This is a genomic window from Nocardia brevicatena NBRC 12119 (assembly GCF_000308495.1).
Taxonomy (GTDB): domain Bacteria; phylum Actinomycetota; class Actinomycetes; order Mycobacteriales; family Mycobacteriaceae; genus Nocardia; species Nocardia brevicatena.
This window is the reverse complement of the sequence record NZ_BAFU01000050.1, coordinates 15,263-28,222: the sequence shown is the minus strand read 5'-3', so window position 1 is coordinate 28,222 and position 12,960 is coordinate 15,263. Positions and strand designations below refer to the sequence as shown.

The following is a 12,960-nucleotide window of genomic DNA, read 5'->3' as shown; positions in this document are numbered from 1 at the left end:
TCCTTGTCCGAGGAGTCAAGGCTCGGTGCGGCCTATTTCTGTCGCAGGGTTTTCATGACCCAGAAGTAGAGCGTCATTGTCTTGGCCCACAGTTCTTCCGACATTCCCGGCAGCGGCGCGATCCGCAGCAGCCGCTGTGCGGCGATGGTCTGGGTGTCGATGTACTTGAGCAGACCTTCGGGCCCGTGCCGTCGGCCGGTGCCGGAGATTCCGAGGCCGCCCAAGGGGGCGTCGGCGCTGCCCCAGGCCGCGATGAAACCTTCGTTGACGTTCACCGATCCGGCCTTGACCCGTGCCGCGATCTCCCGCCCGCGCGCGAGGCTGCGGGTCCATACGCCGGCGTTGAGGCCGTAGGCGGTGTCGTTGGCCTGTTCCACTGCCTCGTCGTCGCTGCTCACCTTGTACACCGAGACAACGGGACCGAAGGTTTCCTCGCGATGGACGGCCATCGCGGGGGTCACATCGGTGAGCACGGTCGGCTCGTAGAAGTACGGGCCGAGATCGGGACGATGTCTCCCACCGGTGAGCACGGTGGCCCCCTTGGCGACGGCGTCGTCGACATGCGCTCGCACGGTGTCGAGCTGACGCCGGAAGGTGAGCGAACCCATATCGCTGCTGTAGTCGAGATCGGCGCCGAGCTTCAGCTTCTGCACATTTTCCACGAATTCGGCGACGAACCGGTGGTAGACCGCCTCGTGCACATAGATCCGCTCCATCGATTCGCACAGCTGCCCGGCGGAGGAGAAACTGGCCCGGACCGCGGCTTTGGCAGCGGCCGTGACCTTGGCGTCGGCCAGTACCAGCAGGGGGTTCTTGCCGCCCAGTTCCAGGGAGCAGCCGATGAGGCGTTCGCCGGCCTGTCGGCCGATGGTGCGGCCGGTGGCGCTGGAGCCGGTGTAGTCGACGTAGTCGGCGCGGTCGATCACCTCGGCGCCGATCACCGAACCGCGCCCCAGCACGATCTGCCACAGATCCTTCGGCAGGCCGGCGCGTTCGGCGGCGTCCACCGCCCACAGCGCGGTGAGCGCGGTCTGGTTGTCGGGGCGGCCGACGACGGCATTGCCCGCGACCAACGCCGGCAGCGCGTCGGAGACGGCCAGCGCGAGTGGATAGTTCCACGGCGAGATGACAGCGACCACACCTTTGGGTCGATGTCGCACCCGTACCGTGGTGAGCCCGGGAAGCACTCCGCGCGGAGTACGGTCGGACAACAGGCGCGCGGCGGTGGCGGCATAGTACCGCGAGTTCACCGCCACATCGCCGACCTCGTCGAAGGCGTGCGCCCGGGATTTGCCGGTTTCGGTCTGGACGATGTCGAGGACGATGTCCTGTTCGGCCAGCACGATGTCGTGGAAGCAGCGCAGGACGGCGGCCCGTTCGCGTACCGGGACCTTCGCCCAGCCCTGCTGTGCCCGGCGAGCGCGCTCGAAGGCAGCGTCGATATCGGCGGTCGAGGACTGCGGCAACTCGGCGATCGGGAGGCCGGTGGCGGGGGCGACCACCTGCACCGACGCGGCGCCACCGGCCGCGGCCCGGTCGAGTAGCGGCCTCACCAGGTCCGGGGGCAGCGCGTCGGTATCGGCGAGCCGGGAAGCGGTCGTCATGGGCGACGTACTCCTGGGAGTTCTCGGCTATGCGGGCGGAGCCACATCTCCTGGATTCATTGAACAGCGGTGTTAGAGTAATGGCCGTGCCGTATACGGTGTCAAGCACTTCGTTCCGGACGATAACCCGAGCCGTGGCCGGACTGTGCGGTACCACAACCGACCGCCGCCGACGCCGATGACAAGGATGGGCACCGCACGCCGGGGACGACCACCACAGACGCGGGAGCAGGCCGATCACGTGCGTGCCCGGATCGTGCGGGCCACCGCCGAGGTGTTCACCCGCGGCGGGTCACGGGGGCTGAACGTCGCACAGATCATCGAGCAGGCCGGGCTGGCGCGACCCACGTTCTACCGGTACTTCGCCAACGCCACCGAACCCCTGCACGCGGTACTGGACGCCTCCAATACCGGGCTGGTGGGCGGTATCCGGGATGCGCTGAACGTATCCACGGAAAGTGTGGAACTGGGCATCCGTCTCATCGACGCCTACCTGGACTGGGCACGCGGCCACGGCCCCATGCTGCGCCCGCTGTTCGCCGAACTCCACGACACCGGTTCGCCGGTTTCCGGCTACCGCAACCGGGCGCTCGACGATATCCGCCAGATCGTCCGCACCAAATTCGCCGAACTCGACCGGCCGGTTCCGGCGCCGCTGGACCTCGACGCCGCGCTGCACGTCTGCGAATACATCGTCTACCGCGTCTCCGCGGATACCCACCCCGGCGCCGAACCCGATCCGGAGACCGTCGCCGCCGCCCGGCTCACCATGATCCGCGTCGTCCTGACGACATTGGGCAATACCGACGATGTCCGCTATGCCCTCGAACTGCCCGGTATCTTCCCGGCCCCTCCGTCCTGAACCTCGCCCCGCCGGCCTCCCGGCTCAGGGCAGGTATTCGGCCAGTTCGAACGCGGTGCTGCCGACCTCGATATACGGGCCGATCTCACCCGCGCGGAAATATGTCACCATCACCGGAACCCGCGCGATATGCGTCATACCCGCCGCGAGCAGACGACGCTCGGCCGCCGCCACATCCGAGGTGAAATACACCAGATGCACCGGCGTACGGTCCGGTGCGCAGACCTGGACGGGCGCCGGGTCCGGGCTCTCCACACTCAGGTGCGGCGCCCTTTCATCCGATGAATGCACCTGGTGCACGAGCGGGCGCACCCCACCGTCGGTGTACTCCCACGGCAATGGCACGGCCATGGGTATCTTCCAGCGGATCCCCAGCGCCGACCCCAACTGGTCGCGCACCGCCGCGATATCGCACGGAATCAGGGTGAACGACCGCACCGAGCCGAGACCGCCCGCTTCGGCCGGTTCCGCCCAAGGAAACGACGGTCCGGCGATCAATCGAATCAGGACACCGCCGGCACCGCGCCAGAACGTGAAGTCCTCCGCCTCGGCGACGAGCCGGAACCCGTTGGCCGCCAACCGCCGCCCCACCGCGTCGAGATCGGCCACCGCGTACGACAGGAACGCCGCACCGGGTTCGGCCCAGGGGCCCACCGCGGGCGATGCCTGTTCGAAGATGAGAACCGGCGCTTCGTCCACCGACCGCGTCCGGCGCAGCACGACCGAGCGGGGCCGGGACTCACCCGCCAGGGTGACCGACACCGTTTCGGTCACCGCGGAGATGAAGCGAGTACCGATACCGGATTCGAAGGGCGCGGCGGCGGTCTCGATCCGGGGCACGACAAATCCTATGTGCCGCGGCACCCCGAGCGGGGTGCCGCTCTCCGCGTGGGACGAACCCGCGGGGTCGATGGCCGGAACCACACCGAAAGGCAGCAACGCCATCAGCGCGCCGAACCCCGCGATGACGAGCTTCCTGGTTGTGCGCAGGTTCATTCTGTTGTAATCCTCAACACCCGGACGCCGTGACGCGTCTGCTCGCCGAGATCATAGATCGGTGCCCGTTCGGCGCGCCTGTCGGGAAATCCCTACTCCGATCGGACGGCCGGGCCGATACTGAGTCCACTCGCGCGCAAGACCCGGCGGTCTACGGCGGCGCGGATGGCCTCCTCGGTGCCGATGACGCGGACATGACGATGGGCGCGGGTGATGGCGGTATAGAGCAGTTCTCGGGTGAGCAGGGTGGATTCGGCTTCCGGGAGGACGATGCTGACCGCGTCGTACTGGCTGCCCTGGCTGCGGTGGATGGTCATGGCGTAGACGGTGACGACGGCCGGGAACTGGGTGGGGTGCACCAGATAGGGTTCGTCGCCGCGCTGCAGCGCCACGCGCAGCGAACCGTCGGGAAGGCGCAGGACCACGCCGGTATCGCCGTTGTAGATGCGGGCTTCGTGGTCGTTGGCGGTGACCAGCAGTGGCTGGCCGGGGTACCAGGTGGCGTGAGGGTTCTCGGGCCCGACACCCGCCACGACGGACCATTCGGCGGCGAGGCGGTCCCAGCGCTCCACACCATAGGGGCCCTGCCGGTGGGCGCAGAGCAGCCGATGGGATTCGAAGGCCGCCAACGCTCCGGCCGCGTCCCCGGCCAGGGCCGCCTCGGTGACCCGTCGGGACGCCTCCACCACGTCGGCGCGCACGGCGGCGATGTCCTCCGGGGCACACAGGGCCAGGGCCTCACCGCCTGCGCGCAGCAGGTCCAGTGCGGTATCGCCGTCACCGGCGCGGACCGCGACGGCGAGGTCGGCGATACGTCCGCCGAAACGGCGGCCGCGGGTGAGCCGGACGATCCCACCGCGGAGCCTGGTGCGCTCCAGTTCGGTCAGGGCCTCCGGATCGTCCGCCGGACCGGCCGCTGTGCCGAGGATTTCGTCGAAGAGCGGGTTGGGGGCATCGGTGACCGGGGCGGCGACCAGATCGGCGAGCACCGCGCCCGCGTCCACGGACGCCAACTGGTCGGGGTCGCCGACGAGTACCAGTCGGGTATCGGGGCGCAGCGCCGCGAACAACCGACTCATCAATGTCAGCGAGACCATGGAGGTTTCGTCGACGACGACCACGTCGTAGGGCAGCCGGTTGTGTTCATGGTAGCGGAAACGGGTGTCGCGGCCGCGCTGCCAGCCCAGCAACCGGTGCAGGGTCGCCGCGGTGAGCTCCCCGAGGCCGAGTTCGGCGGCCTGGTCGCGGACCGCCTCCTGCAGGCGGGCCGCGGCCTTCCCGGTGGGCGCCGCCAGCGCGATACGCAGTGCGGGCCTGTCCGGTTCCGCGGCGCGGTGCGCGACGAGCAGCGCCAGAATCCGCGCGATAGTGTGGGTTTTCCCGGTGCCGGGACCGCCCGCGACGACCGTGGTCCAGTGGGTGGCCGCCAGCGCTGCCGCTATCCGCTGCCGATCCGGGGTCTCGGTGGGCGGACCGAACAGACGGTCCAGTTCGCGGCGGACCAGGGCGGGATCGATATGCGGGTGTCCGCCGGCCCGTTCGGTGAGGACGCGGCGGACGGTCTGTTCCTGCCGGTAGTACCGGTCCAGATAGAGCAGCGGCCCAACCCCCGGTCGGGTGGACTCGACCAGCCGCAGCGGCCGCAGCGGTCCCGCCGAACCCCCGCGCACGAGGGGACTGGCCCGCAGCGCGCCGATAACGGCCCGCTCGTCTGGCCACGGCAGCGCGTCGGGGTCCAGGGGCGTTTCCCGGTCCTCTTCGATATCCACGCCGATATCCCGTATCCGGGACAGGTCCAGACACACGGATGCGGACCGCACCGCCCGCACCGCCAGCGCGGCCGCGAACAGTACCGATTCGTCCTGTTCCCCGCCGAGCCGCCCCAACCGCAGCGCCACGTGAACATCCGCCGCCGACAGCACCCCGGCCTCGTTGAATTCCCGCAGCAGCCCGGTCCCCCGCTGCGCCACCTGGATGGGTATCACGCCGACCCCCTCGCCCGCGGCCCTCGGGGCGGAGGGGAACCGATTGCCGCCTGCCCGGGCCGGCCGGTGTCGGTCATTCTCGACACGGCCCACCTCCGGCCAGCAGATCCGAGAGTTCGGTGATCAGCGCGACGGGCGGGCTCCAATCGAAAACGCCCACGCCCGGTGGGGTTTCGGGCCCGACCATGCCGCGGACGAACAGATAGCGGACACCGCCGAGATGACGGGCCGGATCGTAATCGGGCAGGCGCCAGCGCAGGTACCGGTGCAGGGCCACGGTGTACAACAGCGCCTGCAGCGGATAGTGCGCACGTCGCATCTCGGCGGCCATCCGGTCGCGGGTGTAGTGCGCGACGGTGAGCTCGCCGGTACCGAGCCGGTTGGTCTTGTAGTCGACCACCACGAAACGCTCACCCGCGATCCGCAGGACGGCGTCGATACTGCCGGTGAGGTAGCCCCGCAGCGGGATATCGTCGAGGGTGGCCAGCTGGTCGGCGTAGTCGTGGAAATCGTCACCCGGTGCCAGGTGCGTGCGGAGCAACTCGGCGATGCGGTGCGGACCGGCCGAATCGGCGCCGGGAAGGTCGCCTCCGGCGAGGGGGAGTTCGAATTCCAGCTCACACAGGCGGTTCCGGGTTCGGATATCGGCGAGGGCGCCGAAACCGAGCGGGGTCCGCAGGACGGCGAGCAGGGCGGTTGCCAGCAGATCGGGGTCGGCCTCGGACATCGTCTCGGTCACCAGGTCGGTACACCGTGTCCGCACCTCGGCGGCGAGATCGGAGGCATCGGTATCGATCCGCTCCAGCACGCCGTGGACCAGGGTGCCGAATTCGGCGCCGAAGGGCAGACCGTTCATCGGAGAGGGTGCGCCGGGTTCGGGTTCGGCCGTGACGAGCGACGGACCGTCGGGTTCGTCGGCGGGACCGGGACCGTCCTCCGGTTCGGTGTTCGGAACCATGGCATGCGCCGCGGCGGTGAGCGCCGAATACGATGTGCGCCGCCAGTGGTGATCCAGGACACGGTCGAAGGTCGCGGCGGTGAGCTCGACGGAAACGGTGTCGGCGGGTGGGCGGCGTGGGGGCACCGCACCGACACCGTCCACCGCGGTCACCGATATCGTGTCTCCGGCCGCGGCCGCCCGCTCCGAGATCCGCCGCAACGCGACCGCGTCCGCGGGGACCGCCACCCGCTGAGCGATCTCGGCCGCACCGGCGTCCCGCCCCAGCAGAAGCCGGTGCAGCGGGGAGACCGCGGTGGTGAAAGTGGGTGCCCACCAGGCGACGACCTGGCATTTCGCCCTGGTCAGGGCGACATAGCAGAGCCGCAGTTCCTCCCCGCCCTCTTCCTGCTCGGCGCGACGTCTCCGATCGGCACTGCCGGGGGCCTCCTGGCCCCCCACATCGAGCACCCGGACACCATCGACGTGCAACAGCAGGGTCTCGGCATTCGGGTTCTTCGCGCTGTCCCACGCGAACGGCAGGTAGACGACTGGGAATTCGAGTCCCTTGCTGGCGTGCACGGTGGCGATCTGCACCGCCGCCGCGTCACGGTCCAGGCGACGGTTGCGGTCGGTGACCGCGCCGGAGGCCGGATCCCGGATTCGGTCGGACAGCCAACGGGTGAGGGCCGTGAGCCCGAGCCCTTCGGTCACCGCGACCCGGTCGAGCAATTGGGCGATATGCCGCAGATCGGTGAGTTCCCGCTCGCCGTTCTCCACGGCCAGCAGGCGTGGCGCCAAGCGGGTATCGGCCGACAGTTTCTCGAAGAGCGCGGCGAATCCGGCCCGAGCGAACAACCGAGCCGCGTCCCGCAGCCGGGCGCTCTCCCGGCCCACCAGATCCGCTCCCTGCTCATCGATCTCGGCGATGGTGTGACCGAGCAGCGGGGTACCGGCCGCCAACCGCACCCGGTCGGCGCGATGCGGTTGTTCCAGGGCGCGCAGCACCCACAGCCAGTCCGTGGCGCTCGCGGTGGCGAATACGCTGGTGCCGCCCGCCAATACCGACGGCACCCCGGCCCGGTCCAGTGCGCTGCGCACCACTTCGATCTGCGAGCGGGTGCGGACCAGGACGGCGATATCGCCCGGGCCGAGCAGACGATGAACCCGGCCGTCCACCTCGCCCCTACCAGAGCCGGCCGAAATCCCCACGGAACTTTCCGGGATGGCGCCGACCGGATCCCGTGGCGGATCCGCTGCCGCGTCGTTCACCGCCCGGTGTTCGACGGCGATCCGCGTCCCTGATTCCAGCAGGCGCACGATATCGGCGGCCACATCCTCGGCGACCTTCGCCCGCATCCGGCCGATGCTCGGAAACCCGGACTTGTTCAACGGCCCGGCCCCGGTGCGCGGCAGACAGCGCAGGCGCAGTGGGGTGAGCAGATCGGCGGGCCCGGACAGCCGGGACCACGGGCGGGTGGGGGTGATCGACCCGACGGTGATCTCGGCGTGTCCCAGGGCCGCGCCACCGAGCAGATGATCGAGCGCCGCCAGCAGACCGGCGTCGCTGCGCCGGTTGGTGGTGAGCTCGCGGCGATCGCCGGCATGGGTGACGGCGTCGAGATAGCTGAGCACCTCCGCGCCACGGAACGCGTAGATGGCCTGTTTCGGATCACCCACCAGGACCAGGGTGGTGCGGCCGTGGAACGCACGGCGCAGGATCTGCCACTGGAGCGGATCGGTGTCCTGGAATTCGTCGACCAGCACCACCCGGTACCGATCACCGATCCGACGGCAGGCGTCCGCACCGTGTCGCGGATCGGCCAGTGCCTCGTGCAACAGCGCCGGCAGATCGTCGAAATCGCGGATCCCGGACAATCGTTTGCGCCGATCGGTCTCGACGCGGACCGCGGCGGCGAAAGCCACTCGCTCCCCGGCTACGCCGGCGGCCTCCGGCGCCAGGCGCGCCTGCCGGTCGGCGACCGCGGCCAGTGCCAACTCGTGGGCCACCCGCATCTTGAACGGCGGGCGGGTTCGGGCATACCGGCTCAGGTACAGGTCGTCGGCGACGGTGCGCACCAGATCGTCGATATTGTCCACCAGCCGGACATCCGGGTCCTGTTCGCCGGCCAACCCCAACTCGTCGAGCATACGCCGGCAGAAACCGTGGGTGGTGGCGATAGTGCCGGCATCGAAGTCCGACAACGCTGTCAGTAGCCGAGCCCGTCGGCGCCACACCTCGTCGGGGTCCGCGGCGGCCAGGTGTCGCGCCAACTCGTCCGGTCCGATGCGGGCCGTGTCCGGGTCCGCCAATGCCGCGGTCACCGCGACGAACCGGTCCCGGGCGCGTTCTCGCAGCTCCTGGGTGGCTGCCCGGCTGAAGGTGACCAGCAGCAGTTCCGAGATGTCGACACCCAGTTCGGCGACATACCGCACGGCGAGGCCGACGATGGCGAAGGTCTTCCCGGTTCCCGCGCTCGCCTCGAGCACGGTGGTGCCGGTGGGCAGCGGGCCGTACAGGTCGAAGGCCGTACCGGAGGGGATGTTCCGGGCCGGCGGTGGGCTCGTCGCGGTCACCGCTCCCCTCACCGTCGGGGGCGCTGACCCGGGTGGACGGGTCGCGGTCATGGCGCCCCCTGCTGTTCGGCGCGCAGGACCGGCACCCACAGCCGACGCGCGAGAGAACCGAAACGGGTGGGTTCGGCGGGTTCGCCCGGTGGCGCGGGGGCGGCGGCGAGATCACCCAAGCGGGGCGTCGGGCCCCAGAGGTAGCGCAGGTGGTGGTCGGTGTGTTCGCCGTAGCGGGTGGGACCGTCGGGGCTGCCGAGGAATTCGTGTTCGGCCGCCTCCAGTGCCTCGTCCGGCCCGGCGCCGCGGAATCGACGCTCGGCATAGGTGGCGGTCGCCGCGGTGACGATCGGCAACGGTTCGGTGAGACCCGAATCACGCAATGCCACCAGGTCGCGCAGGATCTCGCGAGCCTCCGGGACGGCGGGCGCGGTGAACTCGCAGCGCCAGGCCGGGCGGCCGAATCTGCCGCGGCCGGTGATCACCGCCCGCCAAGGCCGGCCCCGGGTGTCGTCGCCGACGGCCAACGCCAGCAGCGCCACCCATGCGCCGATCCGGTGTTTGGCCGACACCCGCGAATACGTGGTGCGCACCAGGAGGTCGCCGTGGACTTCGGGAACGGTGCCGGTGAGCCGGCGTCCACCGCCGAGGTCCACGGTGATGTCCACCGCCCGCGGCGGCGGTTCGTAATCGTTGCGCGCCGCCCGCACCAGGGTTTCGACGGTGCGCTCCACCTCGTCGAGTACAGCACCGCCGAGTCCGGCCGGGGGCAGGGTTCCGCGCCGCCACTCCGCGGCACGTAGGTCGGCCGGATCGGCGCCGGTGAGCCGAGCCGAGAGCAGGCGCTCGCCGAGCTGCCAGCCGGCCAGTCCGTCGAGTTCGATGGGAAGCCGGTCGTCGACCTCGGCGTCCCGGTCCGGGACCCGCAGCCCCAACCGCTGCCCCAGGAAGCCGCGTATCGGGTGTTCGATGAACGAGATCAGTTCGGCCAGTCCGATATCGGCCGGTTCCATCGCAGGCAGCGGTGTGTCCGACAGACGCGGGCGCGGTGCGGGCGGTTGCCCGTATGCCACCGCCCCGGCCAACGCCACCGCGTCGAAACTGAAGGGCCGCTCCGGCCGGAAGTTGCGAGGGTCATGGGCCTGCAGCGGATGTCGGGTCACCACCCGTGCCATACCGTCCGGCCCGACATGGGCACGCAGAACGTCCAACAGTTCGGCCACCGGGATGGCGGGCGGCCGGTGGGCGCCGGTCACCGGATCGGCGCCGGTGTAGAGCAGCAGCAGCTTCTCCCGCGCGGCCAGGATCGCGTCCAGCAGCAGCTGCCGGTCCTCGACCCGCGCGTCCCGCTCGCCGGGCTGCGGATTCCGCGCCAGCACATCGTCACCGTCCACCGTGGTGGCGCGCGGGAACACCTCGTCGTCCACCCCGAGCAGCACTACCACCCGATGCGGTACCGATCGCATCGGCACCAAGGTGCATACGGTCAGCTCGCCGGTGCGGAAGTTGGTGCGGGTGGGCCGGGTGGCGAGCCGGTTCCGTAGCAGTGCCGCGATATCGTCGAGCCGCAACTCGATATCGCCGGCGTGCGCGGTGGCGGCGGCCAGTTCTCGATGCGCCTCGGTGCGCAGCCAGGCCTGTGGTTCGGGCACATCGGTGAGCAGGTCGAGCGCGCGGGCCAGGATCGCCGACCACTGCGCGGCCGGGCGCGGACCGCGCAGATCCCGTAATACCACCGCCAACCGGTCCACGTATTCCGCGAACCGGCCGGCCAGGTCCACGTCGTTGCTGTCGACATCGCCGAGCGGCAACGCCAGATCGAGCCAGTCCGCGGAGGTTTCGCCCGCGGTCACCCCCAGCAGTATTCGGTCCACGGCGCTGTTGAGGGTGTTCTGCGCGAATTCGGCCAGTCCGAACGCCTGCCGCTGCCGCTGCCCGATTCCCCACCGCGCCCCGGCCTCGACCGCCCATTCCCGCAGCCGCTCGATATCGTCGTCGTCGAATTCGCAGCGGCGGCACACCGTTTCGGTTGCCGCCAGATCCAGGACCTCGGTCACGGTGACCCGACCGTCCGCCATATCCAGCAGCTGTCCGACCACCACCAAGAGCGGATTGGCCGCCGCGCGACCGCGGTCGGCCAACCGCACCCGCAACCGGTGGGCCGGGTGCTCCGAATCCTCGGGGGCGTCCACCGCTTCCGCGGACCGCGGGCCGAACGCGGCCCGCACCAACGGCGCGTACGCCTCCACATCGGGACACATGACGAGCACATCCCGCGGTTGCAGGGCGGGATCGGCGGCGAACAGCCCGAGCAGACATTCCCGCAGCACTTCCACCTGCCGCGCGGGCCCGTGGCACACATGCACCGCTATTGTGCCGTCGCCGCCGTGAATCTCCGGCGGCCACCGATCGTCGCGAATATGCTCCTGCAGGGTCTGCAACAGAGTTGGCGGTTCGCACCCCGAATCGTTCCCCGACCCGTCCGGCGCGTACTTCGCCGCGGTGCCGTGATGGGTATCGCTCGCGATATCGGGAAGTCGCTGCTGGAGTTCGCGAATATCCCGCCCCAGCGCGGACAACAGCGGATGCCGCACCGGCGCGACGGCACCGGCCCCGGCACCCGGATCCGTTCCTCCGCCGTCCGCGTGGCCCGCGCTCTCGGCATTCCCGGAGGCGTTCCCGGATACCCACCGCGACAATCGGTCCCACAGGACCGGACTCGGATGCGTCAACCACAGATGCACGTCGCGGTGCGCCGCCAGGGCGGAGACGACCGTGAGCTGATCGGCCGCCGCCCGGGTCACCCCGAAGAGGGACAGCCGCACCGGCAGATCCACCACGTCGGGCTCGGCCCGCAGCCGATCACAGGCGAGGGTCAGCCGTTCCGCCGGCCCGGGGATATCGATGGCCGCGCGCAGGCGGCGCCAGAGGGTCGCCTGCCAACGCAGATCGTCCGGGAGTTGCCGCCCCGCGCCGTCGGTATCGGCGCCCGTCGCCCACTCGGTGAGCACCGACGGGCGCCGACTCGCGTAGCCGTCGAACAGCGCCGCCAGCCGCCGGGCTGTGGCGTAGCGGCGGCTCCGACGGTGCTCCGCGCCGGCGTCCGGCCGTGCGACACCGAGATGCCGTGCCGGCACCGCGCACCACGGCTCCCCCGCCGATTCGTCGATGATCCGCAGCAGCGTCCACACCATACGATCGGGTGCCCACGGATCGTCGTCCGGTGCGATACCGGCCGCTGCTGCGAGCACCTCGGCCACCAGCGCGCCCGGGGACGGGAAGGCGATATTCGCTGCGACCCCGTCGCCGAACCCGGCTGCCGTGACACCGAGCGCCGACGAAAGCTGTTGCGCCAGCCACCGTTCCACCCCCTTGGCGGGTACCGCGACCACCTCCGTGGCGAATGGATCCGGCAGCGGGGCGGTGAACAGTTCGGCCAGCGCCGCCGCGAGCACGTCCGCGCGCTCGGCGCGGTGGATGTGCAGCGGCATGTGTGCCCTTTCGTCCGGTCCCGGCGATCACCACCCTCCGCGCCCGGCCCGCTCGTCTCGGTGCGGGCGCATCGTCCACCCGTTATACGCCCGACACCCGACGGACACCATCGCGCCCCCACCGGCCGCTGTCGCCGAGGCCCTTGTACCCGGAATCGACCCGTCCGCACGTGACGTGTCCCACATGCGACGCCGATACTCGGTCGTGTCGCGGCGGTTCCGCTCGGCCGCTGTGCCACAGTGCTGCCCGGGAGGAGGAAGTCGGGGTCTGCACGAAAGGCTGGTTCACACTCATGGATGCGATGGTGATTCCCCTGGTCCCGAAAGATGGATTCACCGTCCGTCGGATCGGCGACCGGTGGGAGTTGGTCAACTCGCGCCACTACGGCCGTCTGGTGGTATTGCACTGGTGGCCGCGCGATCGGCACACCGAGGCATTCGAACACTGCCATCGACTCAACGGGCGCACCGTGGCGGGGGTCTCCGCGGCACATCGCTGAGCGCGCGACACTCCCGT

At 70.3% G+C, this 12,960-nt stretch carries 7 protein-coding genes; 2 read left to right on the top strand and 5 right to left on the bottom strand.

Translation table 11 applies throughout. The features are described from left to right. Positions 1 to 32: 32 nt before the first annotated feature. Positions 33 to 1,604 carry a succinic semialdehyde dehydrogenase gene (locus ON20_RS11015; protein ID WP_040835049.1) on the bottom strand — a complete coding sequence of 524 codons (1,572 nt, stop codon included), beginning with the start codon at positions 1,602 to 1,604 and terminating at the stop codon, positions 33 to 35. A 187-nt stretch (positions 1,605 to 1,791) separates the two neighbouring features. Here ON20_RS11015 and ON20_RS11010 point away from each other — a divergent pair, with 187 nt between their 5' ends. Continuing rightward, a complete protein-coding gene (locus ON20_RS11010; RefSeq protein WP_306306843.1) occupies positions 1,792 to 2,466 on the top strand; it encodes a TetR/AcrR family transcriptional regulator in 675 nt (224 codons plus the stop codon). Positions 2,467 to 2,490: 24 nt separating this feature from the next. Here the strand turns inward: ON20_RS11010 and ON20_RS11005 are convergent, their stop codons facing one another. From ON20_RS11005 to recC, 4 genes are all read right to left on the bottom strand, one after another. Further along, a complete protein-coding gene (locus ON20_RS11005) occupies positions 2,491 to 3,462 on the bottom strand; it encodes a VOC family protein (RefSeq protein ID WP_040835047.1) in 972 nt (323 codons plus the stop codon). A gap of 92 nt (positions 3,463 to 3,554) precedes the next feature. Next, on the bottom strand, positions 3,555 to 5,447 hold the full coding sequence (recD, locus tag ON20_RS11000; RefSeq protein WP_040835124.1) for an exodeoxyribonuclease V subunit alpha: 1,893 nt from the start codon (positions 5,445 to 5,447) through the stop codon (positions 3,555 to 3,557). A gap of 73 nt (positions 5,448 to 5,520) precedes the next feature. Continuing rightward, positions 5,521 to 9,051, bottom strand: coding sequence for a UvrD-helicase domain-containing protein (locus ON20_RS10995; protein ID WP_438803401.1), 3,531 nt, complete (start codon positions 9,049 to 9,051; stop codon positions 5,521 to 5,523). Then, positions 9,009 to 12,443 (bottom strand): exodeoxyribonuclease V subunit gamma, encoded by a 3,435-nt coding sequence (recC, locus tag ON20_RS10990; protein ID WP_040835045.1) that lies wholly within the window; start codon positions 12,441 to 12,443, stop codon positions 9,009 to 9,011. The genes ON20_RS10995 and recC overlap by 43 nt, the downstream gene beginning before the upstream one ends. Before the next feature lie 302 nt (positions 12,444 to 12,745). Between recC and ON20_RS10985 the strand changes: the two genes are divergently transcribed. Further along, positions 12,746 to 12,943, top strand: coding sequence for a hypothetical protein (locus ON20_RS10985; protein WP_245547170.1), 198 nt, complete (start codon positions 12,746 to 12,748; stop codon positions 12,941 to 12,943). Positions 12,944 to 12,960 lie beyond the last annotated feature (17 nt).